This is a genomic window from Nocardia sp. NPDC005998 (assembly GCF_040614395.1).
In the GTDB taxonomy this organism is placed as follows: Bacteria; Actinomycetota; Actinomycetes; order Mycobacteriales; family Mycobacteriaceae; genus Nocardia.
In genome coordinates this window covers 254272-280170 of sequence record NZ_JBEXUI010000003.1, presented here as the reverse complement: position 1 = coordinate 280170, position 25899 = coordinate 254272, and the positions used below count along the sequence as shown (strand labels likewise).

At 66.3% G+C, this 25899-nt stretch carries 21 protein-coding genes and 3 pseudogenes; 18 read left to right on the top strand and 6 right to left on the bottom strand.

Annotation, left to right across the window (positions count from 1 at the left end):
• The first annotated feature begins 419 nt into the window (after positions 1-419).
• Positions 420-1367, top strand: a complete 948-nt coding sequence (locus ABZ293_RS07725; RefSeq protein ID WP_355178303.1) for an undecaprenyl-diphosphate phosphatase — start codon at positions 420-422, stop codon at positions 1365-1367.
• Positions 1368-1484: 117 nt separating this feature from the next.
• Here ABZ293_RS07725 and ABZ293_RS07720 read toward each other — a convergent pair.
• Positions 1485-1723, bottom strand: a pseudogene (locus tag ABZ293_RS07720) (cholesterol oxidase); the annotation flags it as partial.
• Positions 1724-1874: 151 nt separating this feature from the next.
• Between ABZ293_RS07720 and ABZ293_RS07715 the strand changes: the two are divergent.
• Together ABZ293_RS07715 and ABZ293_RS07710 are read left to right on the top strand one after the other, a co-directional pair.
• Positions 1875-2345, top strand: coding sequence for a MarR family transcriptional regulator (locus ABZ293_RS07715; RefSeq protein ID WP_355178301.1), 471 nt, complete (start codon positions 1875-1877; stop codon positions 2343-2345).
• A 469-nt stretch (positions 2346-2814) separates the two neighbouring features.
• Positions 2815-2958, top strand: a pseudogene (locus ABZ293_RS07710) (methylmalonyl-CoA mutase family protein); the annotation flags it as partial.
• Between the two features lie 12 nt (positions 2959-2970).
• On the opposite strand, the gene ABZ293_RS07705 reads toward ABZ293_RS07710, so the two are convergent.
• The 3 genes and pseudogenes from ABZ293_RS07705 to ABZ293_RS07695 all read right to left on the bottom strand — a co-directional run bounded on the left by ABZ293_RS07705 (position 2971) and on the right by ABZ293_RS07695 (position 4067).
• A complete protein-coding gene (locus ABZ293_RS07705; protein ID WP_355178299.1) occupies positions 2971-3303 on the bottom strand; it encodes a hypothetical protein in 333 nt (110 codons plus the stop codon).
• Positions 3304-3349: 46 nt separating this feature from the next.
• A pseudogene (locus ABZ293_RS07700) lies at positions 3350-3466 on the bottom strand (acyl-CoA dehydrogenase); the annotation flags it as partial.
• 127 nt (positions 3467-3593) lie between these two features.
• A complete protein-coding gene (locus ABZ293_RS07695) occupies positions 3594-4067 on the bottom strand; it encodes a MarR family transcriptional regulator (RefSeq protein ID WP_355178548.1) in 474 nt (157 codons plus the stop codon).
• 154 nt (positions 4068-4221) lie between these two features.
• On the opposite strand from ABZ293_RS07695, the gene ABZ293_RS07690 reads away from it, so the two are divergent.
• From ABZ293_RS07690 to ABZ293_RS07625, 14 genes are all read left to right on the top strand, one after another.
• Positions 4222-5661: an MFS transporter gene (locus ABZ293_RS07690; protein WP_355178298.1), complete on the top strand. Its 1440-nt coding sequence runs from the start codon at positions 4222-4224 to the stop codon at positions 5659-5661.
• 220 nt (positions 5662-5881) lie between these two features.
• Positions 5882-6439 carry a helix-turn-helix domain-containing protein gene (locus ABZ293_RS07685; RefSeq protein ID WP_355178297.1) on the top strand — a complete coding sequence of 186 codons (558 nt, stop codon included), beginning with the start codon at positions 5882-5884 and terminating at the stop codon, positions 6437-6439.
• 352 nt (positions 6440-6791) lie between these two features.
• Positions 6792-9056 (top strand): bifunctional SulP family inorganic anion transporter/carbonic anhydrase, encoded by a 2265-nt coding sequence (locus ABZ293_RS07680; protein ID WP_355178296.1) that lies wholly within the window; start codon positions 6792-6794, stop codon positions 9054-9056.
• A gap of 289 nt (positions 9057-9345) precedes the next feature.
• Positions 9346-11601: a bifunctional SulP family inorganic anion transporter/carbonic anhydrase gene (locus ABZ293_RS07675; RefSeq protein ID WP_355178295.1), complete on the top strand. Its 2256-nt coding sequence runs from the start codon at positions 9346-9348 to the stop codon at positions 11599-11601.
• A 148-nt stretch (positions 11602-11749) separates the two neighbouring features.
• Entirely contained in the window at positions 11750-12178 is a 429-nt protein-coding gene (locus ABZ293_RS07670; RefSeq protein ID WP_355178293.1) for a TIGR02611 family protein, read from the top strand.
• Positions 12175-12888 carry a (2Fe-2S)-binding protein gene (locus tag ABZ293_RS07665; protein ID WP_355178291.1) on the top strand — a complete coding sequence of 238 codons (714 nt, stop codon included), beginning with the start codon at positions 12175-12177 and terminating at the stop codon, positions 12886-12888. The genes ABZ293_RS07670 and ABZ293_RS07665 overlap by 4 nt, the downstream gene beginning before the upstream one ends.
• Before the next feature lie 255 nt (positions 12889-13143).
• A complete protein-coding gene (thrS, locus tag ABZ293_RS07660) occupies positions 13144-15195 on the top strand; it encodes a threonine--tRNA ligase (RefSeq protein ID WP_355178289.1) in 2052 nt (683 codons plus the stop codon).
• A complete protein-coding gene (locus tag ABZ293_RS07655) occupies positions 15192-15782 on the top strand; it encodes an HIT domain-containing protein (protein WP_354950673.1) in 591 nt (196 codons plus the stop codon). Before thrS ends, ABZ293_RS07655 begins: the two co-directional genes overlap by 4 nt.
• Before the next feature lies 1 nt (position 15783).
• Positions 15784-16467 carry a phosphatidylinositol phosphate synthase gene (gene pgsA, locus ABZ293_RS07650; RefSeq protein ID WP_354950674.1) on the top strand — a complete coding sequence of 228 codons (684 nt, stop codon included), beginning with the start codon at positions 15784-15786 and terminating at the stop codon, positions 16465-16467.
• Between the two features lie 101 nt (positions 16468-16568).
• The gene (locus tag ABZ293_RS07645) at positions 16569-17534 is read left to right on the top strand and encodes a phosphatidylinositol mannoside acyltransferase (protein WP_355178546.1); all 966 of its coding nucleotides are present in this window, start codon (positions 16569-16571) and stop codon (positions 17532-17534) included.
• Positions 17531-18655, top strand: coding sequence for a glycosyltransferase family 4 protein (locus tag ABZ293_RS07640; protein WP_355178287.1), 1125 nt, complete (start codon positions 17531-17533; stop codon positions 18653-18655). Before ABZ293_RS07645 ends, ABZ293_RS07640 begins: the two co-directional genes overlap by 4 nt.
• A gap of 47 nt (positions 18656-18702) precedes the next feature.
• Positions 18703-19746 carry an NUDIX domain-containing protein gene (locus tag ABZ293_RS07635; RefSeq protein WP_355178544.1) on the top strand — a complete coding sequence of 348 codons (1044 nt, stop codon included), beginning with the start codon at positions 18703-18705 and terminating at the stop codon, positions 19744-19746.
• A 536-nt stretch (positions 19747-20282) separates the two neighbouring features.
• The gene (pdxS, locus tag ABZ293_RS07630) at positions 20283-21185 is read left to right on the top strand and encodes a pyridoxal 5'-phosphate synthase lyase subunit PdxS (protein ID WP_355178285.1); all 903 of its coding nucleotides are present in this window, start codon (positions 20283-20285) and stop codon (positions 21183-21185) included.
• 369 nt (positions 21186-21554) lie between these two features.
• Entirely contained in the window at positions 21555-22049 is a 495-nt protein-coding gene (locus ABZ293_RS07625; RefSeq protein ID WP_355178283.1) for a hypothetical protein, read from the top strand.
• A gap of 391 nt (positions 22050-22440) precedes the next feature.
• On the opposite strand, the gene ABZ293_RS07620 is transcribed toward ABZ293_RS07625, so the two are convergent.
• Complete coding sequence (locus tag ABZ293_RS07620) at positions 22441-23067, bottom strand: hypothetical protein (protein WP_355178281.1); 627 nt, start codon at positions 23065-23067, stop codon at positions 22441-22443.
• A 121-nt stretch (positions 23068-23188) separates the two neighbouring features.
• On the opposite strand from ABZ293_RS07620, the gene ABZ293_RS07615 reads away from it, so the two are divergent.
• Positions 23189-24010, top strand: a complete 822-nt coding sequence (locus ABZ293_RS07615) for an acyl-CoA thioesterase II (protein WP_354950685.1) — start codon at positions 23189-23191, stop codon at positions 24008-24010.
• Between the two features lie 118 nt (positions 24011-24128).
• Here the strand turns inward: ABZ293_RS07615 and ABZ293_RS07610 are convergent, their stop codons facing one another.
• On the bottom strand, positions 24129-25820 hold the full coding sequence (locus ABZ293_RS07610) for an APC family permease (RefSeq protein ID WP_355178542.1): 1692 nt from the start codon (positions 25818-25820) through the stop codon (positions 24129-24131).
• Positions 25821-25899 lie beyond the last annotated feature (79 nt).

The following is a 25899-nucleotide window of genomic DNA, read 5'->3' as shown; positions in this document are numbered from 1 at the left end:
TCGCCCAAGCCCTTGGCTTCACGCGGTCGATGCAACAGCTGACGGGAGTCGAGGTGTTGCATGGTTCAGCAGGGTCCGGTGCGGTCGTTGCGGGTGGTGCGGAAGCTGTTCTGGGATTTGGTAATTGGCGGGGTCGCGGTGGGTGCGGGTGGGTAGCAATCTGTCTGGACGGGGAGTAGTCGACAAGCCGCGCACGCTATCGGTCGTCGGAGCGATACACGTCCGCGGATCGCAACGCAATTCCGGCTGGAAGCATGGTTGCGGGCGGGGAGTTTTCGCTCTGCTCGAAGCGGTATCAACGGTGCCGCGGCCCGCTGCGCTCGGCGGCGGACTTGCCTGCATGATCCGAAAGGTACTCGGGCAGAGGGAGTTCGGGCAGGGGGCGCTGCGGGGTTGCTGATATCCGACATGCGACACTCGTGACGATGCTCACCTACTTTCAAGCGACGGTTATCGGTGCGGTGCAGGGGATCACCGAACTGTTTCCCATCTCGAGCCTCGGGCACACGGTGCTGCTCGTCGCGTGGCTCGGCGGTGATTGGATGAAGTTGGCCAGCCAGGGCGGCGAGTCCGCCACGCACACACCGTATCTGGCATTCGTCGTCGCATTGCATGTGGCGACGGCGGTGGCGCTGCTCGGCTATTACTGGCGTGATTGGTGTGCCATTGTCGCGGGTTTCATCACGACCCTGCGAACCAGGCGGGTCGACACCATTCCGCAGCGGCTGGCGTGGCTGATCGTGATCGCGACCGTCCCGGTCGGTGTGCTCGGGCCGTTGCTGGACCATCCGCTACACGCGCTGTTCGCTGCGCCGATCTACGCGAGCATCTTTCTGACGCTGAACGGCGTCGTGCTGTTCGTCGGCGAGGGGTTGCGCCGCCGCAACGAACCGACACTCGCGGAATACGGGCGTCGGTTCGCCCTACGGAGCCAGCACGGTGGCGTGCTCACCGCCGAAGCGGAAACGCGCCGCCAATCCGATCGACCACTGGCCGCACTCGGTTTCGGTGATGCCGTCGGTATCGGCTTCGCCCAGGTCGGCGCGCTGCTGACCGGATTCAGCCGAGCGGGTCTGACGATGGTCGGCGGTTTGTGGCGTGGTCTCGAACATGAGCACGCGGCGAAATTCGCTTTCTTGCTGGCCACTCCGGCGATCCTGGGCGCGGGTTTGCTGGAAATGCCGGAACTGTTCGGGCCGCAGACCATTGGCATCCGGGGACCGGTGCTCGTCGGTGCCATTGCGTCCGGAGTGTCGTCGTGGCTGGCGGTGCGGTTCCTGGAACGGTACTTCCGAACGCACAAACTGCTGCCGTTCGCGTTGTACTGCGTTGTCGTCGGGACACTTTCGATCATCCGATTCAGCTGAAGCTCTGCTGGTGCGCCCGCGGCGGTGCATGGTCCGGCGGGGGATCGCCGGTACACCTACGAGCCGACCTGCATCCTGCGTGCTGCATCCTGCGTGGACCAACCGAGACGCGGCCCGCGGATCGTCCCAGTTCTTACTACCATAGACCACGGGACCGCCCTGTTCCGCGCCGAAACGTTCGATGGATTCATCCACACGTAGATCCGGTCGGCATTGGTGCCCCAGCCTTGGCCCAGGGCATCGGGCATATCCGGGATCCGCCCCTTGGCGGCGGCGCGCATCAGCAGCCGGGTGGTGTTGAGGCTGCCCGCCGCCATCACCAGGGCATCGGTCGTGATGACCTTGTTCTCCAGCAGAGCGCGAATTCGCCTACCGGACAAGAATGTCCGGTAGGTTTCGTAGTCTGCGGGAAACCGCGGTGGGCGTCAAGAGGGGGGATCGCCGCTGTGCTATATCTGCACCACGGGTCCGGTCGCGGGCTGCTGCGCATCGGCGGGAAGGGTCGGGATGGATAAGCCAATCGATGAAATCGAGCTGGAGACCATGCTGCTCGGACGGCGGATGAACCCGAGCACCTCCCGCAGGCGCGAGGGTGCCCATATCGACCGCTACAGCTCCTATGTGCTGCTGAGCCGTATCGCGGTCGAGGGCCCGATGTCGGTCGGCCAACTCAGCGACGCCTTTGGCCTCGACTCGTCCACCGTGCACCGCCAGACGAACGCCATGCTCGGTGACGGACTCGTCGAACGCATCCCGGACCCCGAGGGCGGCATGGCCCGAAAATTCCGCATTACCGGCGAGGGGCAGCACCGACTCGAACTGGAACGCACCGCCAATATCGAGGGCCTCGGTGTGGTGCTCGCCGACTGGACCCCCGAGGAAGTCGCCGGATTCGCGGCCTACCTGCGCCGCTTCAACGCCGATATCGAGCGACTGGAGGGCCGCGCATGGCCCCGATCCGCACCCTCCGAGCGTTGATCGACGGGAGAGGCTCGCCCTACCCGGCCACGGCCGGGTTCACCTGCATCGGTACCCCGTCCTTCGCGAGACCGGAAGCTACCTTCCTGGCGTTCCCTCGCTGGCATCAATGGTCATGTCCAGCAATGACGTTCGCTCAGTCGAGGAACAGGTCCGGGGTGGGCTGGTCGCCATCGCCGTAGTGGGACAGGTCGTCGACTCCGCCGCCGCATGGTCGCGTCGATGAAACAGTTGCCGGGGAGCTGATCTGCGGGGCGGGAACGATTTCGACGGCGGCGGCCAGGATCTCCGGGCCACGTGCGGCGGCTAGCTGGTTCGTGTCGTCCTGGAGATCGGTGACCGCCGAGGTCGCGAGTTAGGTCTGCGGCCATAGGGAGCTGAAGGCGATTCCGGCGCGGCCGAGGGGCGGCAGTGTCATGCCGACCGGTAGCTACGACTCCGATGATCTGGAAGTGAGTGCGGAGGTCTGCCGCTGGAACCCTCGCTGCGGCTGATCTCCGACACCATCGAGTTCTGCGCCGCGGAGGTGTCGCGGTTCAACGCGATCTCGGTGGCGGGCGCGCACTTTCGCGATGCGGGCGCGAACGCGGTACCGGGGAATGTCGGCTCGGTGCTATCGGATGGTTTATGTGGGTTCCGGGGCAATCGTGATCACGGCGGCGGCTCGGTCGAGTGCTGCGGGGACGATTCCGCCGAGGTGGGTGACATCGGGTGTGATGACCGCATCGGCGGCCGTTGTGCGGACCGTCGTGATGAGCCGGGCCATCGGGTCGTCCATGCCGCCATTGCAGGTCACGGTCTTGGCGAGGGTGTAGCCGAGGCGGCCCGCCAGACTGCGGATCTGGATCTCATCCCAGGCCTGGCGGGTGCCGGATACATCGCTGCGCAGGTATCCGATCGCGGTGCGGAAGAGTTTCATGATCAGCTGGCCTCGGCGGGTGGTGATGCGTTCGGTCATTGCCGTAGTACCAGGAATTCATGGTCACTTCAGTGGTTGTGTCCACTCAGCGGGACAACTTCGCCGATCTGGGCGCCGAGCCCTGTACGCGGATCCGGGTCCCGGCCGCGCGGGTCAGCTCCCAGGTGCTGCCGAGTAGCTAGTCGAGGACGAGAGCGCGGCGTCCCGCCGTCAGCGGCATCGGATAACCGACGGCAATACGGCGCAGCGGCAAGTCGGCATCGAGTATCGCGCCCGAGTCGGACGGTGCACTTTGGTCGAGCCCCGCTCCGATCAGCTTGACCGTCTCGTCATCGATGCGGAAGCCGGCCGCTGGTAATCGGCCGCGGCCAGGGGCGGCCATCGAGCTGCTCGATGCTGCTGTTGAAGCGCCGGAGGTAGTCGGCGAATGCGGTCACTTCGTGGGGTGTCCAGTCGCGCATGACGCGTTCGAGGCCGCTGATGATGGCAGCGCGTTCGGCCTCGAGTCGGTGCTCGCCTTCCGCAGTGGTGCGGAACTTGCGCGCCATACCGCCGTCGGGGTCGGGAATGCGTTCGACCAGTCGGTCGCGCAGCAGTGCGGCGATCTGGCGGCTGAGGGTGGACGCGTCCAGGTGCAGGGCGTCGCTGAGCTGCCTGATGGACCGCGGGCCGTCGATCGCCAGCCGACTCAGCAGCACGTAGGCGCTGCGTTCGAGCATGCCGTGCGCGCGGCGGCGGGAGCTCAGCTGATACCTGCTCAGCAGCATGGTTTCGAATTCGACCAGGTGTACGGGCTTATCCATGCCGTCCTTCCGTTGATCCGCCGCGCTGCGGGAGGTGCGGGCCGGAATTGCGCCGAAGATGTGCATCACACATACTCTTTGTACTATGCAATTGGCGTGCATCATACATATTGATTGTATGGTGCAAATCGATTCGAGATCGAGGGAGATTCGCGTGGACAAGCCCGACTCCGCCCGCCCGGGCGGCATCCTGGCGGTGTTGGCGACCGCCGGTATCGTCGCGTCACTGACGCAGACCCTGGTGGTACCACTGCTCGGACAGCTGCCGCAGCTGCTGAACACCACGGCGTCCAATGCCACCTGGGTGGTCACCGTGACCCTGCTCGTCGGCGCAGTGACCACACCAGTAGCCGGGCGGCTCGGCGATATGTACGGCAAGCGCCGCATCCTGCTGGCCTCGACGGTGCCGCTGGTCATCGGTTCGGCGGTGTGCGCGACCGCGACCTCGCTCGCGCCGATGATCATCGGCCGCGGCCTGCAGGGCATGGGCGTCGGTATCGTGCCGCTCGGTATCAGCGCGCTGCGGGACCTACTGCCGCCGGAGCGGCTCGGTTCGGCCATTGCCTTGATCAGCTCATCGCTGGGGATCGGGGCGGCTCTCGGTCTGCCGGTGTCGGCCGCCGTTATCCAGTACAGCAATTGGCATGTGCTGTTCTGGGGCACGGCCGTGCTGGCCGCGGTCGTCGGCGCCTTGATCTTCGCGCTGATTCCGGACACTTCGCCCGCCGCCGCTGCGGGGCGCTTCGACGTCCTGGGCGCGATCGGGCTCGGCACCGGACTGATCTGCCTCCTGCTCGCGGTATCGAAGGGCGCGGCGTGGGGCTGGACCAGCGGCAGCATCCTCGGACTTTTCGCTGCCGCGGTCGTGGTGCTCGCGATCTGGGGCTGGTGGGAGTTGCGCAGCTCGGATCCGCTCGTCGATCTGCGCGTGACGGCGCGTCCGCAGGTGCTGCTGACCAATGCCGCATCGGTCGTCATCGCGATGGCCATGTACGCGCAGGCATTGCTCGTGCCGCAGTTGCTGCAGCTGCCCGCGGCCACCGGCTACGGTCTCGGCCAGTCGATGATGGCGATGGGTCTGTGGATGGCGCCGTCCGGTCTGACGATGATGGTGGTCTCACCCCTCGGTGCGAAGTTGTCGGCGGCGCGCGGCCCCAAGGTCACCTTGGTCACGGGTGGCCTCATCATCGCGCTCGGCTACGGAATTTCGATGGCGCTCATGGGCTCTGCATGGGGTCTGCTGGTGGTGACCCTGGTGATCAGCACCGGCGTCGGATTCGCCTATGGCGCAATGCCCGCCCTGATCATGGGCGCGGTGCCGGTCTCGGAGACCGCTGCGGCCAATAGCTTCAATACGCTCATGCGCTCGGTCGGTACCTCGGTGGCGGCGGCGGTGATCGGTGCGGTGCTGGCGCAAATGACCGTCACCATGGGCACCCACGCCATTCCGACCGAGAACGGTTTCCGCGTCGGCCTGCTGATCGGCTGCGGCGTGGCCCTGCTCGGCGCGGCGGTCGCAATGACCATTCCGGTCCGGCGTGCGGCGGTCGCGGACCAGATCGTCGACGAGCCGAAGGTCACTTCCCGAGTCTGAGACCCGATCGCCAACTCGGTGGCGGCGGAGAAGGTCGTCGTCACCTACGACTGATCGCATCCGGGCGTTGCGCTCGGTGCCTCCTGTTCAACTGCAGCAGTCGGCGAGTGCTGCGGCTCAGCCCGCCGACCAGCCGCTGTCGGGGCGGGTCATGCCTGCGTCGTGTCTGCGAGCTATGCGTCAGCATCGCCGCCGTCGCGGGAGCGGTAACGTTGCGACGATGACAGCCTCGGGTCGCGCGAACAGGGGACCGAAGGCTGCGGCCGGCAATCGGGCAGCTCTCATCCGGGCGGCGCGGGAAGTATTCGCGGAGAACGGTTTCGATGCCACGCTGAGTTCCATCGCGCGCACCGCCGGGGTCGGCCAGGGTGTGCTGTATCGGCATTTTCCGACCAGGGAGAGCCTGGCACTCGCGGTATTCGAGGAGAATATCGCCGAGGTCGAAGAGCTCGCGGCGGATCCGTCGACCACCGTCGACGATGTCCTCGCGGTCATTGTCGAGCAGATCACCAACTCGGCCGCATTCGTGGCCATCATCAATCCCTCCGGAACCGACGATCCGCGCGTTGGCGAGGTGGCCGCGCGTCTGATGAGTCTCGTCGCGGGCAAACTGGAGGATCCGGCCCAGTGCGGTTCATTGCGCGCGGACGTCACGGCGGCGGACGTATTCATGGCCGTGGCGATGCTGGCTGCGATTCTGCAGAAGACCGACGGGCGGTCGAAACGGCAAATGGCGCAACAGGCTTGGGCGCTGTTGAAGCGCGGGCTGACTCGGTGACGTGGGTGCGTCGCCCGGCGTTCGCGCTGTCGTTCACCGCGTCGCCGTGATCGGCTGACTCTGCGACCGGCCTCGGGGCTGGGAACTACTTGGTAAACTGTGACTTGGGTCACAGTTTGGTAGCGGTTCGTCCCACTAGCACAATATAGCTTTCCATACGCTTTGCGAAGTCTTTACTATTGCGCCTGACCTTCACGACACCGGGTCATTGCTCGACGAAGTCGCTCTACGCGGGCGCATGAGGCGCTCAGCGTTCTCGCTCCACCAGCTTCGCCCGCCGCTCGTTTTCGATGCCAGTACATGTTCGACCGAAGAACCGATCGGCTCCACGCCGTTTCGGCGAAGGAGAATAATGTCCACCGACACCGATTCCGCACCACGGACGTCGCCGCTTCGCGCAAGTCTTCCAGCAAGTCTAGCCGCCGTCGGCCGCCATGATGTCCCCGCCTCGGTCGTGGTTTTCCTTGTCGCACTACCACTTTCGCTAGGTATCGCGGTCGCCTCCGGCGCCCCGGTAGCCGCTGGTCTCATTGCCGCCGTCGTCGGCGGTGTCGTCGCCGGACTACTAGGTGGTTCGGCAGTGCAGGTCAGCGGGCCGACAGCTAGCTTGACCGTCGTCGTTGCCGAGAGCGTGCACCAATTCGGCTGGGCCGCTACCTGTTTCATCACCGTTGGTGCGGGTCTACTACAGATTCTGTTCGGGCTCAGCCGCATTGCCCGCGGCGCGCTCGCCATCGCGCCGGTGGTGGTTCACGCGATGCTCGCCGGTATCGGCGTCATCATCGCGCTGCAACAGGTCCATATCCTGCTCGGTGGCAATTCGCTCAGCTCGTCGTTCGCCAGCCTTACCCAGCTACCACACCAGTTGATGTCGGTACATCGCGGTGATCTGTTCGTCGGCATGGTGGTGATCGTCATCCTGATCGCCTGGAAGTTCGTCCCGCGCCCGATCCGGCTGGTGCCGGGGCCGCTCGTCGCGGTGGTGGTCGCCACGATTCTGTCGCTGGTGCTACCGACCCATGTCGAGCGCATCGTGCTGAGCGGATCGCTGGCCGATTCCATCGGTCTGCCCGAGATCCCGTCCGGCAGTTGGTTCGCCGTCGCGATGACCATGGTGACGATCGCGCTCATCGCCAGTGTGGAGACCCTGCTCTCGGCGGTGGCGGTGGATAAGGCGCGCCCCGGCAATCGAACCAATTTCGATCGCGAACTGATCGGGCAGGGATCGGCGAATGTGGTGTCGGGCCTGCTCGGCGGCCTGCCGATCGCGGCCGTCATCGTCCGCAGCATTACCAATGCCCACGCGGGCGCGCAGGGCAGGGCCGCGACGGTGCTGCACGGCGTGTGGATCCTGTTCTTCGCGGTCGCGCTGGCCGGGCTGGTGCAGCAGATTCCCAAGGCGGCGCTGGCCGGGCTGCTCATTCTGATCGGCGTGCAGTTGGTGAAACTGGCCCATATCCGATTGGCCCGACGCACCGGCGACCTGTTCGTTTATGTGGCAACGGTGATCGGCGTCGTATTCCTGAACCTGCTGCAAGGCATGGTGATCGGGCTGGTACTGGCCTTCGCCCTGCTGCTGTGGCGGGTGGTGCGGGTGACGATCACTGCCGAACCGACGGCCAGTGCGCGGCGCTGGGTGGTCACCATCGACGGCACCTGCACCTTCCTGGCGCTGCCCAAGCTGACCGCGGAGCTCACCAAGGTCCCCTCCGGCGTGGATGTGACCATCGAGATGACCGTCGACTTCCTCGACCACGCCTCCTATGAGCTGATCACCGACTGGGCCGGTCAACGCGAAGCCGCTGGCGGCACTGTCGATTTCGTCGAGATCGGCAGTGCGCGGATGGCGACCGCCGTGGCGGGACCGCCGGAGCGTGGGCGCTCGCGGCAGGTTCTCGACGAAGTCATCGGGCCGTGGCGGCGCACGGGCAATTCGGCGGATCGGATTGCCGCGGGTATCGCCGCCTATCACCGCGGTCACGCCCATCTGATGCGTCCGCATCTGCACGGGTTGCGTAATCGACCCGACGCCGACACGTTCTTCCTGACCTGCGCCGATGCCCGCATCGTGCCGAATGTCATCACCAATAGCGGGCCGGGGGATCTGTTCACCGTCCGCAATGTGGGCAACCTGGTCCCGGTCGGCGGCAGCGATGTCTCGGTGGAGGCCGCGCTGATCTACGCGCTGGAGAAGCTGGACGTGCGGGCGGTGGTGGTCTGCGGACACTCCGGTTGCGGGGCGATGGACGCACTGCATCGCGAGGTCCGTACCGGGCCGGGACTCGGCGATTGGCTCGCCTACGCGCGCCCCAGCCTGGACCGGTTCCGGCTCGGCCATCCGGTCGCCGATGCCGCGGCATTCGCCGGATTCGGGCCGGTCGACCAGCTCGGCATGGTGAATGTGGCGCTGCAACTGGAGCGCCTGCACGCCCATCCCGCGGTGCGGCGCGGGATCGAGGATCGCGGTGTAGCGGTATCCGGACTGTTCTTCGATCTCGCAACCGCCCGGGTGATCGAGGTGACCATGGACGGTATCGCCGAATTCGACGATGAGGTGAGCGTCGCTGCCCTGGACGAGTTGGCCGATGTGCGCGGTATTGCCGCGGAGCCCGTCTAGCGCCGGGCGCGCCGCCGAGCCGGGCCGAATGATCGTGCCCGGCAAGCGAACTCGGCACAATTATGACTCACATCACGCTGATCCGGCGGTATGGATTCGGGCACTCTCCGGCAATTTCTCAGGCTTTGCTAAGTCTTTACTAATAACCTTGATTCGATTTACATCTCGACCCATTGCCGTGTCGGGAACTGCTTCACCGCGAGATGCCGGTTCGCGGTCTATGCCCTGTTGGACATGTTGATCGTCAACCGACCTCGGCGTTCGCGCCGAGTCGGCGAAGGAGAAGTCAATGGCTATTGATAGTGCTGTAGCCGCACCGCCGATACCACCCACCGAGCTGGGCAAGGGGCATCGCAGTTCCGAACCGCTATCGGATCGTCTGACATCGATCCTGCGCCACGATCTGCCCGCCTCGATCGTAGTCTTCCTGGTCGCGTTGCCGCTGTCCCTCGGCATCGCGGTCGCCTCCGGCGCACCTGTTGCCGCCGGACTCATCGCCGCCGTCATCGGTGGCGTCGTCGCTGGCCTACTAGGTGGCTCGGTGCTACAGGTCAGCGGACCGGCGGCCGGTCTGACCGTTGTTGTCGCCGAGTCCATCAACCAATTCGGTTGGCGGATAACTACTTTCATTGTCGTCGCGGCCGGTGTGCTGCAAATTCTGTTCGGGCTCAGCCGGATTGCGCGGGCCGCATTGGCCGTCACACCGGTCGTGGTGCACGCGATGCTCGCCGGTATCGGCATAACCATTGCGTTGCAACAGATTCACGTGCTGCTGGGTGGGTCCTCGCACAGTTCTGCCTGGACCAATGTCACCCAGTTGCCGTCGCAGCTGCTGTCGCTGCACGGCGATGACGCGATCGTCGGCGTGGTGGTCATCGCGATCATGCTCGGCTGGCGCCGGATGCCCGCCAAACTACAGGTCGTGCCGGGCCCGCTGGTCGCGGTTTTGGTCGGCACGGTGTTGTCGCTTGTGTTGCCGTTCGAGGCCGAGCGAATCGTATTGAACGGCTCGCTGTTCGACGCCATCGGATTGCCGCAGCTCCCCAGTGGTGACTGGTCCGCCGTGGCGTTGATGATCCTGACCATCGCGCTCATCGCCAGCGTCGAGAGCCTGTTGTCGGCGGTCGCCGTGGACAAGATGCACACCGGGAAGCGCACCAATTTCGACCGGGAGCTGATCGGCCAGGGCTCGGCGAATGTGCTCTCCGGTCTGCTCGGCGGTCTGCCGGTCACCGGCGTGATCGTGCGCAGCGCCACCAATGTGCAGGCCGGTGCGCGCAGCCGCGCTTCGGCGGTGCTGCACGGCTGCTGGATTCTGCTGTTCTCGGTCGCGCTGGCCGGGCTGGTGCAGCAGATTCCGAAGTCCGCGCTCGCCGGTCTGCTGATCGTCATCGGCATCCAGCTGGTCAAGCTGGCCCACATCAAGTTGGCCAAGCGCACCGGCGATCTGCTCATCTACGCGATTACCGTGGTCGGTGTGGTCTTCCTGAATCTGCTGGAAGGCGTGATCATCGGTCTGGCACTGGCCTTCGGGCTGCTTTTGTGGCGCGTGGTGCGGGTTGCCGTGACGGCCGAGCAGATTCCCGGTTCGCAGCGCTGGCTGCTGACCATCGACGGTTCCTGCACCTTCCTGGCGCTGCCGAAACTGTCCACGGAGTTCGCGAAAGTGCCTGCGGGCGTCGACGTCACCGTCGAGATGACCGTCGACTTCCTCGACCACGCCGCCTTCGAAGCCATCGAGGAATGGGTGCGCCAGCAGGAAAGCGGAGGCGGCACAGTCGATTTCGTGGAAATCGGCAGCGCGCGGATGGCGCACGCGACCGCGGGCCCGCCCGCCCGCGGCTTCGGGCGCGCGGTACTCGACGAGATCTTCGGCCCGTGGCGCGGCGACGATAAGAACGCCGATCCGGTGACCTCCGGTGTTGCCGCCTACCACCGCAGCCACGCCCATGTCGTGCGTCCGCACCTGGACGAACTGCGGGACCGCCAGGATCCCGACACCTTCTTCCTGACGTGTGCGGACTCCCGGGTGGTGCCCAATGTCATCACCAATAGCGGGCCTGGTGACATGTTCACCGTCCGCAATGTGGGCAATCTGGTGCCGGTCAGCGGCGACGCGTCGGTCCAGGCCGCGCTCGTCTTCGCGCTCAACGAGTTGAATGTGCGGTCCATCGTGGTGTGCGGGCATTCGTCCTGCGGCGCGATGAAGGCACTGCACACCGAGACCGATACCGGTCCGGAAATCGGACCCTGGCTCGCCCATGCCCATCCGAGTCTGGAGCGGTTCCGGCTCGGACATCCGGTGGCGCGCTCGGCGGCGGCCGCCGGATTCGGCGAGGTCGACCAGCTGAGCATGGTCAATGTGGCCGTGCAGTTGGAAACCCTGCACCGCCATCCCGCGGTGCGCGCGGCCATCGCCGAGCGCGGTGTGACGGTATCGGGGCTCTTCTTCGATATCGCCAGCGCGCGCGTGATCGAGGTCACCGTGGACGGGCTCGCCCATATCGACGACACCGGCGCGCGCAGCACGCCGGAACTCGTCTGAGTGGATGGCATCGGACCCGCCCGATCTTTTCGGGCGGGTCCAGTCGGGTCGCCGATCGGATCCGTTACGGGGCGAGACCAGCGGATCTGCCCGCGTCGCGCGCCGTACCGGGCGCAGGTTCCGTCGGCCCGCTCGTACGCTGGTGGCGATGAGTATCGAGCTGGAATCCGGATCGACCGAGCACACCGGATGGCGCGCCTTCCGTGCCCGACTGGCCGGGCGACCTACGCTGAACCTCGCCTACCGGATCGGGGTCGCGGTGGTCGGCATCGCGGTGCTGGTCATCGGAATCGTCGCAATTCCCTACCCCGGCCCCGGCTGGGCGATCGTATTCGCCGGACTTGGCATTCTCGCCACCGAATTCGCCTGGGCCCGCCGGGCACTCGGCTGGCTGCGCGACAAGTACCGGCTGGGTATGGCGTGGTACTCCGCACGGGGCCCGGCCATGCGGGTGTTCGCGGCCGTCGCCACCTGCGCGCTGGTCATCGCGACACTATGGGTCTTGGGAACATTCGTATTGCTCGGCGGCTGGATCGGAGTCGAATCGCAGTGGTTGCACAGTCCCCTCACGTGGTGAGTTCGGTTCCCGGGCGGAATCTGACCGAGCCGGAGTGGCTGTCCGCGCGGATCGCGGAAATGGGCCGCTCATGGGGCACCACCGAACCGCGCGTCTCGGGCACGCTGTGGTGGTGCATGGTGGCTTCCGCCCTGGTCGAACAGCTCGCACGCGCATACGCGACCGGGACGGGCGCACCGGAGCCGGTATTGGACCGGTTGGACTGTGAAGTCCGTCCCGATGGCGGCATAGAGCGAGTGCACATCCTGCCCGCCGCTGAATTCGAGGCCGAGCCGGCTGAACCGGATTCCACGGACGTGCCACACGGCTCACCACCGGCCGTGGTTGCCGGGCGGCAGTGCGCGGCGGACGCTGCCACCCTGAACCGTACGTGTGCGAATGCGCTGCGGGAGACCCTGGCCGCGGTGATCGGGCCGGTCGCGGCGGTATCCGGCGCGGGGGTGCCGTCGCTGTGGGCGATTGCCGCCGACGCGATCGGCAATCGCGCACTCGATGCGGGGAATCCGGACGCGGGGACCCAGCTTGCCAGTGAGGTGGGGGGCAAGCTGCCGGTGCCACGGTTCGTCGAGATCGGCGGGCGCAGCTTCGTGCGCCGCATCTCCTGCTGTCTGGTCTTCGAGGTGCCCGGCTGCGAGATGTGCACCAGCTGCCCGAAAAGGCCCGCTGCCGAACGCACGGCGCTGCTCACCGAGCTCGCCGCCGAGAGCTGATCGCGCTGCCCCTCCGCTTCGCGTACGGATGGCGGAGTGCCGCATCGAACCCGTCGGCGAATGTCACGTTCAGGTCTCGCGGATCCGGACCGGCCGATTCGCGACGCGGCGAGCCCGGTCCATCGACGCGGCGCCGCTCGGGTGCCGATAGCATGGTCGCGCCGGAGCAAATTCGCCTCCGACGATGACCCGTGGGCAACCGGCCCGCACCAGCGCGGGAACCCGCCCGCCAGGAACGCCAAGGAGTCTCTCGCCGTGACCACCTCAGCACCTATCAGCCCTGTCGCCCTCGTCCGGGTGCCCGCAGGGACGACGGCGGGTGCCGCGGTGCGCGAGGCGGGGCTGCCGACCAAGGGGCCCGACACCATCGTCGTCGTGCGCGATGCCGAGGGACTGAAGGATTTGTCCTGGACCCCGGAGACCGATGTCGAGGTCGAGGCAGTCGCCGCGAATACCGAGGACGGCCGCAGCGTGATCCGGCATTCGGCCGCGCATGTGCTGGCCCAGGCCGTACAGCAGGAGTTTCCGGAGGCCAAGCTCGGCATCGGCCCGCCCATCAAGGACGGCTTCTACTACGACTTCCAGGTGGACCAGCCGTTCACGCCCGAGGATCTGGCCAAGCTGGAATCCCGGATGAAGAAGATCGTCAAAGGCGCGCAGCGCTTTTCACGCCGCGTGGTCGAGGTCGAGGACGCGCGCGTCGAACTGGCCAAGGAGCCGTTCAAACTTGAGCTGATCAGCGATAAGTCGGGCATCGACGATCCGGAGGTCATGGAGGTCGGCGGCAAAGAGCTGACCATCTACGACAACCTGGATCCGCGCACCGGTGTGAAGGTCTGGGGCGATCTGTGCCGCGGCCCGCACATTCCGACCACCAAGTTCATTCCCGCGTTCAAGCTCACCCGCAGCTCCGCGGCCTACTGGCGCGGTGACCAGAACCGCGAGGATCTGCAGCGCATCTACGGCACCGCCTGGGAGTCGCAGGAGGCCCTCGAAGAGCATCTGCACCTGCTCGAGGAGGCAGAGCGCCGCGACCACCGCAAGCTCGGCCTGGAACTGGACCTGTTCAGCTTCCCCGACGAACTCGGCTCCGGTCTGCCGGTGTTCCACCCCAAGGGCGGCATCATCCGCAAGGAGCTCGAAGAGTACTCGCGCCGTCGCCATGTGGACGCGGGCTACGAGTTCGTCAACACCCCGCACATCACCAAGGGCCACCTGTTCGAGGTCTCGGGTCACCTCGATTGGTACCGGGACGGCATGTTCCCGGCCATGCACCTGGACGCCGAACTCAATGAGGACGGCACCGTCCGCAAGCCCGGCCAGGACTACTACGTCAAGCCGATGAACTGCCCGATGCACAACCTGATCTTCCGGTCCCGCGGCCGGTCGTACCGGGAGCTGCCGCTGCGGATGTTCGAATTCGGCTCGGTCTACCGCTACGAGAAGTCCGGCGTGGTGCACGGCCTGACCCGGGTGCGCGGCATGACCCAGGACGACGCGCACATCTACTGCACCAAGGAGCAGATGCACGCCGAGCTGACCAGCACACTGCAGTTCGTGCTCGGCCTGCTCGCGGACTACGGCCTCGACGACTTCTACCTCGAGCTGTCCACCAAGGACCCGAAGAAGTTCGTCGGCTCGGAGGAGACCTGGGACGAGGCCACCGCAACCCTCGCCGAGGTGGCCGAGGCCTCCGGCCTCGAGCTGGTGCCGGATCCGGGCGGCGCCGCGTTCTACGGCCCGAAGATCTCCGTGCAGACCAAGGACGCGCTGGGCCGCACCTGGCAGATGTCGACCATCCAGCTCGACTTCAACCTGCCCGAGCGCTTCAACCTGGAATACACCGCCTCCGACGGCACCAAGCAGCGGCCGGTCATGATCCACCGCGCGTTGTTCGGTTCGATCGAACGCTTCTTCGGTGTGCTCACCGAGCACTACGCCGGTGCCTTCCCCGCCTGGCTCTCGCCGGTTCAGGTTGTCGGCATTCCGGTCGCGGAAGCCTTTGCGCCGCATCTGGATTCGGTGATCACACAGCTGCGGGACGCGGGTATCCGGGCACAGGTGGACCGCAGCGACGACCGGATGCAGAAGAAGATCTTCAACAACACCGCCCAGAAGATCCCGTTCATGCTGCTCGCCGGTGAGCGCGATGTGAACGCGGGTGCGGTCAGCTTCCGCTTCCGCGACGGTACCCAGGTCAACGGTGTGCCGGTCGAGGCGGCAGTGGCCACCATTGTCGAATGGATCGCGAACCGGGAGAACGCTTCGCCGACCGCCGAGGGTTTTGTGGTGAAGGGCGGCGCATGAGTGAGTGGACCGCGCCCGGGTTCGCGGAGGTGAACGCGGACTCGGACGAGCAGGGGAGCATCGTGGATACCGGGGCCGGTCAGCCGGATCGGTTGCAGCGGTTGTGGACTCCGTACCGGATGTCCTATATCGCCGAGGCCGCCAGTCCGAAAGATGCGACGGGCCATCCATTCACCGATATCCCGAAGATGTCGGATGAGGACGGTCTGGTCATCGCGCGCGGCGAGCACGTCTACGCCGTGCTCAATCTCTATCCGTACAACCCTGGGCACATGATGGTGGTGCCCTACCGCAAAGTGGCCAACCTCGAGGACCTCACGCTGGAGGAAAGCGCCGAGCTGATGGCCTTCACCCAGCAGGCGATCCGGGTGATGAAGCGGGTATCGCGGCCGCACGGATTCAATGTCGGCCTGAATCTCGGTGCGGTGGCTGGTGGTTCACTCGCCGACCATCTGCATCAGCACATCGTGCCGCGCTGGGGTGGGGACGCCAATTTCATTACCGTCGTCGGCGGGGTGAAGGTGATGCCGCAGTTGCTGCGGGAAACTCGGGCGCTGCTCTCGGCGGCGTGGAAGGAAGTCGAGTAGGGTGCTCAGCTTCTTCGGCCGCGAGACGTTCTCCAAAGCGACTGCGCCGCTGGGCAGAGCGCTTGTCCGTACCGGACTTACCCCGGATGCGGTGACGGTGATCGGCACCGTCGCCTCGATCACGGCCGCGGTCACCCTGTTCCCGACCGGACATCTGTTCTGGGGAACCATGGTGATCTGGCTGTTCGTCATGTTCGACATGCTCGACGGCGCGATGGCCAGAGCGCGCGGCGGCGGCACGAAATATGGAGCGGTACTGGATGCCACCTGCGATCGGGTTGCCGACGGCGCGATCTTCGCCGGGCTGGCCTGGTGGGCGGTGTATCACGAGAACAGTAAGCCGCTGTTCTTCGCGACCCTGGTGGTTCTGGTTACCTCCCAGGTGATTTCGTATGCGAAGGCGCGTGCCGAGGCGAGTGGACTCTCCGCGGACGGTGGGCTGATCGAGCGGCCGGATCGGCTGATCATCGTATTGGTCGGCGCCGGACTCACCGGTATCGGCGGCTATTGGGGGATCGGCTGGCTGACCTGGGCCGTGCATGTGGCGATGTGGATTCTGGCGGTGCTCAGCATCGTCACGGTATTCCAGCGGGTGCTGGCGGTCCGGAACTCGCCGGGCGCGCGGGATGTGATCCCGCCCGCACAACCGCAGAACCCCGCGGACGCGACGGAGTTGCCCTCGTGAGTTCCCAGGTCGATTCGCCGGGGGAGTCCCCGCGGTCCTTTGGCGAGCCCGGTCATCGACTCGGCGAGCGCCCGGATGCGCACGGCAGCCTCGGATCTCGGATCACCGCCCGAATGACCGACTGGGCCTATGCGGCGGGTTGGCGCGTCGTGCGTACCCTGCCCGAATCGACGGCCAGGCGGGCATTCGACTGGGGTGGCAACCGAGCCGCGAACAAGGCGAATCGCGCATTCCGTGCCGGTGGTGCACCGAACCAGTTGCGGCGCAATCTCGCCCGCGTGCTGCGCGTGACTCCGGCCGAGGTGCCCGACGACCTCATTCGCGCGAGCATGCGCTCCTACGCCCGCTATTGGCGCGAGGCATTCCGGCTCCCGACGATGGATCACTCGGCACTGACCAGTTCACCCCTCGAGGGCGTGGAGAATCTGGATGCCGCACTCGCGCAGGGCCGCGGTGTGGTCTTGGCGCTACCGCACTCCGGGAACTGGGATGCGGCCGGGGTCTGGTTGGTCAACCACAACGGCACCTTCGCCACCGTCGCGGAACGGCTGCGGCCGGAGTCGCTGTTCGAGCGGTTCGTCGCCTATCGGGAGAGCCTGGGTTTCGAGGTGTTCCCGCTGACCGGCGGTGAGCAGCCACCGTTCGCCGCACTCGCCGCGCGCCTGCGCGAGAACAAGGCCATCTGCCTGATGGGGGAGCGGGACCTGACCGGAAAGGGCGTTCCGGTGACCATGTACGGCGAGCGCACCTGGCTGCCCGCTGGCGCGGCGAAGCTGGCCATCGAGACCGGTGCCGCGCTGATCCCGGCGCACGTCTGGTTCACCGTCGATGCCGACGGCCGTGAGGGCTGGGGGATGAAGACCGAAGCGCCGCTGGATGTTTCGGGCGGTGTCGCTGCGGCCACCCAGGCATTGGCCGACCGGTTCGCGGCCAATATCGCCGAGCATCCCGCCGATTGGCATATGTTGCAGCCACAATGGGAGCAGGACCTTTCGGCGCAGCGGCGCGCCAGGATCGCCGCGGCGCAGGCCGGGATCGATAGCGCCACAGGGGAGACGACACCATGAAAATCGGCATGGTCTGCCCCTATTCATTCGATGTCCCCGGCGGGGTGCAGGCCCATGTCGTGGAATTGGCGCGGGTGTTCATCGAGCGCGGCCACAAGGTGAGCGTGCTCGCGCCCGCGTCGGAGGACACGCCGCTGCCGGATTTCGTGGTGTCGGCCGGTCGCGCGGTGGCGATTCCGTACAACGGTTCGGTTGCCCGGCTGTCTTTCGGCCCCATGGCCTACACCAGGATTCGTCGCTGGATCGATGGCAACGACTTCGACGTTCTGCATATCCACGAACCGAACGCGCCGAGCCTATCCATGCTCGCGCTGAAGATCGCCGAGGGGCCGATCGTGGCCACCTTCCACACCTCGACCACCAAATCACTGGTGCTCAGTACCTTTCAGGGTGTACTGCGGCCCTACCACGAGAAGATCAGCGGCCGCATCGCCGTCTCCGAACTGGCGCGGCGCTGGCAGGTGGAGGCCTTGGGCTCGGATGCGGTGGAGATTCCCAATGGCGTCGATGTGCCCGCCTTCGCCCGGGCCCCGATGCTGCCCGGCTATCCACGAGCGGGCGGAACCGTACTGTTCCTCGGCCGCTACGACGAACCGCGCAAGGGCATGGACGTGCTGCTCGGCGCGCTGCCCACATTGGTGCGCAAGCATCCGGATATCGAGATCCTGATCGTCGGCCGTGGTGACGAGGACCGGCTGCGCCGCGAGGCCGGGCCGCTCGCCGGGCATCTGCGCTTCCTCGGCCAGGTTTCCGACGAGGACAAGGCCTCGGCCATGCGCAGCGCGGATGTCTACGTCGCGCCCAATCTCGGCGGTGAGAGCTTCGGCATCATCCTCATCGAGGCGATGGCCGCCGGAACCGCCGTGGTGGCGAGCGAATTGGACGCCTTCCGTCGGGTGCTGCGCGACGGCACCGCGGGAATGCTTGTACCGGTGGGCAATTCGGAACGTCTCGCCAATGCGATCGACACTCTGCTCACCGATGACGTTCGCCGTGAGGCCCTGGTCCGCACCGCCGATCAGGTGGTCGGCGAATACGACTGGCCGGTGGTCGCCGAACAGATCCTGCGGGTGTACGAGACGGTAACCATCGGCGACACGCGGGTCCGGGCCGCCGGATGACTACCGCCGCTTGCGGCAAATGACCTCAGGGTAAGGGCTCCGAGATGATTACTTTCTCCGCGACGACGGTTCTCGTTCTCGCGCTGATCGCGGCGGTGATCATCGCGATCGGTTTATGGGCGGCCTCGACCGCCAACCGGCTCGACCGGCTGCACGTGCGCTCGGACCAGTCATGGCAGGCATTGGACTCGGCGCTGGCCCGGCGCGCTGTGGTGGCCAGGTCGATCGCCGTAGCGATCGCGGGGCCGACCGCTGAGTCGGCGCTGTCCGAGCAGTCGAAGCGCCTTGCCGCGCTCGCGGATCGCGCGGAGCGGGCGGGACGCGCCGATCGTGAGACCGTGGAAAACCAACTCTCCGCGGCGCTTTCGGCGGTCGATATCGCCCAGTTGCGTCCGCAGCAGGTGGCCGAACTGGCCGACGCCGAGGCCCGCGTCTTGATCGCGCGTCGCTTTCACAATGATGCCGTTCGTGACACCCTCGCCCTGCGCACCCGTCGTCCGGTGCGCATCCTGCACCTCGGCGGTACCGCGCCGCTGCCGACCTACTTCGAGATCAGTGAGCGCGCCACTCCGGCTGCCGCGACGGGTCTGGCTGTCGACACCGTCCGCACCTCCGCACGCGTGGTGCTGCTCGACGAACAGGACCGGGTGCTGCTGATGCGCGGCAACGATCCCAAGACCCCCGACGTCTCCTTCTGGTTCACCATCGGCGGCGGCGTCGAACCGGGGGAGACCCTGCGCAGCGCCGCGGTGCGGGAACTGTGGGAGGAGACCGGATACACCGCCGATCCGGCGAATCTGCGCGGGCCGATCTGGCGACGGGTCGCGGTATTCCCCTTCGACGGCGAACTCATCCGCGCCGAGGAACTGTTCTTCGCGCTGCGAGTATCGGCCTACGATCCGAAGCCGGGCAATATGACCGCCGTCGAGCGCCGCAGCATCACCGCCAATAAGTGGTGCACCGGTGCCGATATCGTCGGGCTGGACCACACCGGTGAAACCGTCTACCCCTACCACCTGGACCAACTGCTCCCCGAGGCCGCGGCGGCCGCATCCGGTGACTCCGATCCCGAGGTCCGCTCCATCCGCTGAGGGCGGTGGCGATCCACCTGCGCGACCGCATCTTTCACCTGTGATGTGTTTCACGATCGTGATAGCGTCGCGACTGGATTGATGCCGCCTGGGTAGTGCTTACGGGAAAGTGCTGCTCGGAATCCGGTGGTGATTCCACTGCAGTGAGATGTCCGTTGGTGCGTGGAGGTATGCAGTACATGTCCTACCTGTTGTTCGATTTCCTGTTGCCGTTGCTCGGTCCCGCTGCCGCGGAGTACTGGGCACAGCTGCTGGTGATCGGCCCGCTCTAGCACGAAAATCCGGTGACCGTCGGGGCGGCCGAACTGTGCGTCGACCCGGCGGATCCGATTTGCGGCGGCTCCGTGTTCGGGCCGCAGATGTCCCTTCCGAGCACCGCCCGATCGGTCCAGTGGCTGCGGGCGGTGTGCAGACCCGCTGGTCGGGGCAAGGCCAGTGCTGCGCAACTGGCTATCAAGTGGCCTGATCGGCTTGCCTAGAATCGTTGTCGTTAGTTCCAAGCGACCCGATTGGCGCACATGACTCAGGAGTTTGCCGTGACCACGCCCGAGACCACCAACACCATCGGCACCGCCCGCGTGAAGCGCGGGATGGCCGAGATGCTCAAGGGCGGGGTGATCATGGATGTCGTCACCCCCGAGCAGGCCAAGATCGCCGAGGACGCCGGCGCGGTCGCGGTGATGGCGCTGGAGCGTGTTCCGGCCGATATTCGCGCACAGGGCGGCGTCTCCCGGATGAGCGATCCGGACATGATCGACGGCATCATCTCCGCCGTCTCCATCCCGGTCATGGCCAAGGCCCGCATCGGCCACTTCGTGGAGGCCCAGATTCTGCAGAGCCTCGGTGTCGACTACATCGACGAGTCCGAGGTGCTGACCCCCGCCGACTACGCCAACCACATCGACAAGTGGAACTTCACCGTGCCGTTCGTCTGCGGCGCCACCAACCTGGGTGAGGCGCTGCGCCGGATCACCGAGGGTGCGGCCATGATCCGCTCGAAGGGCGAGGCGGGCACCGGCGACGTCTCCAACGCCACCACCCACATGCGCAAGATCCGCGCCGAGATCCGCAGGCTGTCGTCGCTGCCCGAGGACGAGCTGTTCGTCGCCGCGAAGGAACTGCAGGCGCCGTACGAGCTGGTGCGCGAGGTCGCGCAGACCGGCAAGCTGCCGGTCGTGCTGTTCACCGCGGGTGGCATCGCCACCCCCGCCGACGCCGCGATGATGATGCAGCTCGGCGCCGAGGGCGTATTCGTCGGCTCGGGCATCTTCAAGTCCGGCAACCCGGCCGAGCGCGCCGCCGCCATCGTCAAGGCCACCACCTTCTACGACGACCCGGATGTGCTGGCGAAGGTCTCGCGCGGTCTGGGCGAGGCGATGGTCGGCATCAATGTCGAGGAGCTGCCGGTCGACCACCGACTGGCCGAGCGCGGTTGGTGATCCGGCGCTAGCGCTGAACTGAATCGACGCCCGCGGCAAGGGATTCCACGATCCGTTGCCGCGGGCGTTATTCGTCTCTGCGGCGCTTTGCCGCTCGTGTATGGGCTCAGATCGGTCCACGATCAGAGGCATAGATTACGGCCTGGGTGCGGTCGCGTACGGCGATCTCGCCGGTATCGGCATGATCTGGTTGCCGTCGATCGTATGGTTGAACGCGGGGCGGGCAGAAGCTGTTGCGCATCCCACACAGTTGTCTTATTCCCGCCACAGAGTTGATGGCTAATTTCGGGATTCGGTCGGTGACCGCGCGGGCAGTTCGCGCGGCACCGGCGGGGTCACGGACCTGTCCGAATGACAAAGGAGATTCAATTGAAGCTTCATAAGTCCGGGCGTATCGCTATCGCGGGTCTGGCCGCCGTGGCCGCACTCAGCTTGTCGGCGTGTGGCAGCGACGACTCGAAGACGACCCCGACCAAGGCGTCCAAGACCAGCACGTCGGCGGTGGCCAACCCGAACCTGCCCCCCAAGCCGACGGTGGCGGAGTTGAATGCCGCACTCGCCCGCGCCTTCGATCCGTCGGTGCCCAGTTCCGAGAAATTGGAATCGGTGCAGGGCGCAGAGGCCGATCCGGATCTGCCGAACCGCTTGGCGGAGGCGGCGAAGAACGCCAATGCGCAGATAACGGTCACCGATGTCACCTCCTTCGGTGACAGCGTGACCGCCAAGGCGAAGTTCGTCGTCAATGGTCAGGAGAACATGGTCGACGTGCCCTTCGTCGCCGAGAACGGCAAGTGGAAGATCGAGAAGTCCTGGGCCTGCACCATGCTGACCAACCTGGGTCAGCAGTCGCCGGCCTGCGGTTAGTTCGCTGCGGCCGGACCAGCGGTGGGTTCGGCCGGGCACGGTTCATCTCGGGTGGCGGGCGCATGCGGCGCTCGCCACCCGAGGTGTTTGTAGCGCGACCGGTCGAGGCTCGGCGGTGGGGGAGTGGTGCCGCTCGAATTGTGTTCGGCGGGAACAGGATTGGTTTCGACGCAGCCTGCGGTAACCCGATGACGAGTTCGGCATGTCCGACGATTGGCAGCGGGCGGTACGAGACGGAAGGTTTGGGTGAGTCTGTTGCCGACGAGGCAATAAATCATCTGCCTACTTAGATATGCGCATTTAAGCATGAAAAACCTTGGTCGAAAGTCCCGGAGGGGAACCGCACGTCAAAAACATTGCAAGGAGGGGAGTCGTTCGAGTCGGAAGCCGTCTATTTCCGGGCGTCGTCATCGATCCGCAGCGCGGGCCTATCGGGATGTTCCCAACGAATGAAAAAGGTTGGGGCATAGGGATTGTCCCGATCGTGGCGCAGAATGGCGGGAATGGTCCAGTGCGCCTCCGGCGCGGTGCGGCGGCGCAGGGCGGCCTCGGACATATCGAGTCGCACCGCCAGATCGAAGCTCAGCCCCCGGCCGAAAAGCATGGGACCCGCAATCAGCAGGACGGTGTCGGGCGCCGCGCTGCGGACGGGGGAGCGGGCGGAGCGGTCGCGGTCTTCGTCCCACAGTGCCGGAAGCCAGCGCGCGTCCTCGCGGAGCGCGCGAATGACCTCGCGATCGAGCGCCGCATAGTCGAACCAGGCTGCACGATAAGACATTTCGTCGGTGCGCCCGAATTCCATCCGGAGCGAGGCCGGTCGGATGTAGTCGTGCAGCGAGACCACCTCGGCGGCACGTCCGGTAGCGCGAAGGGCGGTCGCGATGCGGTCCGCGATCGCCAGCGGTTCGGCGGCGTCGGCACCGTCGATCGCGACCACCGCGCGCCCGCTGATCTCGCGGATGCGGTCGGTCAGGAGTTCGACAAGTCCGGCATGGCTGATCGGATCGAAATGTGGCACCGGCCCATCCCATCAAAACCTGCCAGCGCACCCCATTCTGGGCGGCGGTTGCGGCCGTTGCCGATCGATCACGGGCCAGCCGAGCGGAGCCCGCGTCGGCGCGCCGGTTAGGGTCAGCCGCATGGCGACAATCGAAGAGGCGCTGGAGATAGAGCGGCTAGAGCGGGATATCTTCCGTGGTGCGTCCACCAAGACCCAGCTCCCGCGCACATTCGGCGGCCAGGTTGCCGGTCAGGCGCTGGTAGCGGCGGTACGGACGGTGGAGCCGCGGTTCCAGGTGCATTCGCTGCACGGGTACTTCCTGCGTCCGGGCAATCCGGAAGAGCGGACCGTCTATCTGGTGGAGCGGATCCGTGACGGCCGGTCCTTCTGTACCCGGCGGGTGACCGGCGTACAGGACGGCGCCGCGATCTTCACCATGTCGGCCTCCTTCCACATCGGTGACGCGGGTCCCGAACATCAGGATGTGATGCCGCAGGTCCAGGCGCCGGACGGGCTGCCGGATGCCAGCACCACAATGAGTCCGGAACGGCTGTGGGCGATGCGCGAGTGGGAACACTGGGATATTCGCACCGTGCCCCAGGATGTCGTGGCCCGCCGCGACGGTGTCGTCTCCCAGCAGCAGGTGTGGTTCCGCTACCGGCATCCGCTGCCCGACGACCCGGTGGTGCACGTCTGCACCCTCGCCTATATGAGCGATATGACCCTGCTCGGCTCCTCCAAGGTCATCCACCCCGATGAGCCGACCCAGAACGCCTCCCTCGACCACGCCATGTGGTTCCTGCGCCCGTTCCGCGCCGATGACTGGCTGCTCTACGACCAGTCTTCCCCGTCCGCGGGTTTCGGCCGTGCACTGACCGGCGGCAAGATCTTCAACCGGCAGGGCGAGTTGGTCGCGGCGGTCGTGCAAGAGGGTTTGATCCGCACGTTGCGCGAGGACTGAGCCGCAACAGGGGCGAAGATCACCCGGTGACCCATAGATCTCGGTGACCGCGGGTCCGCGGTGGTGCGCGGGTGGCCGCCACGCACCACCGCGAACTACCCGTGAGCCCGCATGGGGCTCATCCCACCTGGACGCGTAGGTGGCAGACCACGGTGTCGGTCATTCGGCGGAGTTCGCGTTCGAGTTCATCGCTGCGGTGGCTGGGCAGCACGCGGTCCCAGCCGGTCGGCGGATCGATCTCGGCGATGACGACGACCTTGCGCCGTCCTGGGAAGTTCTCGCGGACGTACCGCGCGACGGGTCCGCCGACGGTCGCGTCGCTGTCCTCGAGCAGCACCAGCCTGACCTCGGGATGCCAGGCCTCCCATGCCTTGGCGAACGCCCGCACCGATTCACCGGGCAGGCAGACATGGACGGCGACCACGTCTTTGCCGATGGACATAGCAGCCGAGAGCGCCTCGCGGCTCAATTCCGAGACCTCGGAGATCGGTACCACGATCGCCGTACCGGTGGCCCGCGGCTGGTCCGGAATAGTGCCGTTGCCGCGGCAGCCGCCGATCTTGGTGTAGGCCCCACGCACGCGTTCCATACCGAGCACCAGCGCGGGCAGCACCAGCACGATCAACCAGGCGCCTTCGGTGAATTTCATGGCGGTGGTGACGATCGCGGCGACGAAGGTGAGCACCGCACCGAAACCGTTGAGTGCGATCCGCCAGCGCCAGCCCTCGCTGCGGTCCTGCCACCAGTGCCGGACCATACCGGTCTGGGCGATGGTGAACCCGACGAAGACGCCGATCGCGAATAGCGGGACGAGCGCATTCATATCTCCGCGCGCTGCGATCAACAGCACGGCCGAGGTGACGCCGAGGGCCAGGACACCGTAGCGGTACACCTGCCGCGGTGAACTGACCGCGAATCGGTGCGGCAGGCAGTTGTCGTCGGCCAGGATCCGGGTGAGCGTCGGCAGTCCGCCGTATGACGTGTTGGCGGCCAGCGCGAGCAGTACGACGGTCGCGAATTGCACAACGTAGTAGCCGATCCCGTGGCCGAGGGCGGCCTCGGTCAGCTGGGAGAGCACCGTCGTGCCGTCGATCGGCTGCAAGGAGAACTTCTTGATGAGCACCGCCAGCCCGATCAGCATGACGCCGAGCAGCGCGCCGAGCGCCACCTCCGCCCGCTGTGCGCGTTTGATCTTCGGTTCGGCGAAGCTGGGCACCGCGTTCGCGATCGCTTCGACGCCGGTGAGCGCCGCGCAGCCGCTGGAGAATGCCTTGAGCAGCAAGAGCACGCCAACGGTGTGGAGATCGCTGACGGCCGCGGCTCCGGTGGTGACGCTGGCCGGTTCCGAACGCACCAGCCCGCCGATAATGACGGCGAAGATGCCCGCGACGAACACGATGGTCGGAATCATGAAGGCGCGCGCGCTTTCTCGGATGCCGAGCAGATTCAGTGCGGTGACCCCGATCAGGATGGCCAGGCAGATCCACACCGTATACCCGTGCAGCGCAGGGAATGCCGAGGTCAGTGCGGCCACCCCCGCGGCGATCGAGACCGCGACATTGAGGATGTAGTCGACGATCAGCGAGGCCGCGGCGACCAGGCTGGTGCGGCGGCCCAGATGCCGCTTGGCCACCGCGTATGCGCCGCCGCCGTCGGGGAAGGCCGCGATCACCTGCCGATAGGAGGCGACCAGTACGGCCAGCAATGCGGCGATCGCGAGGGTGACCGGCAAGGTCATACCGAGTCCGGCGCCACCGGCCGTGGCCAGTACCAGCACGATGGCTTCCGGTCCGTAGGAGACCGATGCCATGGCATCGAGGGACAGTCCGGCCAGGCCGGTCGACACCGTCAGCCCCCGGTGCGGCGAGACTCTATTCGCTTCTCCACGG

What these genes read in the sequence shown, in the direction of transcription:
- ABZ293_RS07715 (WP_355178301.1), top strand. Translation starts at nt 1,875, where the DNA reads ATGGATAAGCCAATCGATGAAATCGAGCTGGAGACCATGCTGCTCGGA.
- ABZ293_RS07655 (WP_354950673.1), top strand. Translation starts at nt 15,192, where the DNA reads ATGAGTGAGTGGACCGCGCCCGGGTTCGCGGAGGTGAACGCGGACTCG.
- ABZ293_RS07670 (WP_355178293.1), top strand. Translation starts at nt 11,750, where the DNA reads ATGAGTATCGAGCTGGAATCCGGATCGACCGAGCACACCGGATGGCGC.
- ABZ293_RS07675 (WP_355178295.1), top strand. Translation starts at nt 9,346, where the DNA reads ATGGCTATTGATAGTGCTGTAGCCGCACCGCCGATACCACCCACCGAG.
- ABZ293_RS07695 (WP_355178548.1), bottom strand. Translation starts at nt 4,067, where the DNA reads ATGGATAAGCCCGTACACCTGGTCGAATTCGAAACCATGCTGCTGAGC.
- ABZ293_RS07705 (WP_355178299.1), bottom strand. Translation starts at nt 3,303, where the DNA reads ATGACCGAACGCATCACCACCCGCCGAGGCCAGCTGATCATGAAACTC.
- ABZ293_RS07640 (WP_355178287.1), top strand. Translation starts at nt 17,531, where the DNA reads ATGAAAATCGGCATGGTCTGCCCCTATTCATTCGATGTCCCCGGCGGG.
- ABZ293_RS07610 (WP_355178542.1), bottom strand. Translation starts at nt 25,820, where the DNA reads ATGGCATCGGTCTCCTACGGACCGGAAGCCATCGTGCTGGTACTGGCC.
- ABZ293_RS07680 (WP_355178296.1), top strand. Translation starts at nt 6,792, where the DNA reads ATGTCCACCGACACCGATTCCGCACCACGGACGTCGCCGCTTCGCGCA.
- ABZ293_RS07685 (WP_355178297.1), top strand. Translation starts at nt 5,882, where the DNA reads ATGACAGCCTCGGGTCGCGCGAACAGGGGACCGAAGGCTGCGGCCGGC.
- ABZ293_RS07615 (WP_354950685.1), top strand. Translation starts at nt 23,189, where the DNA reads ATGGCGACAATCGAAGAGGCGCTGGAGATAGAGCGGCTAGAGCGGGAT.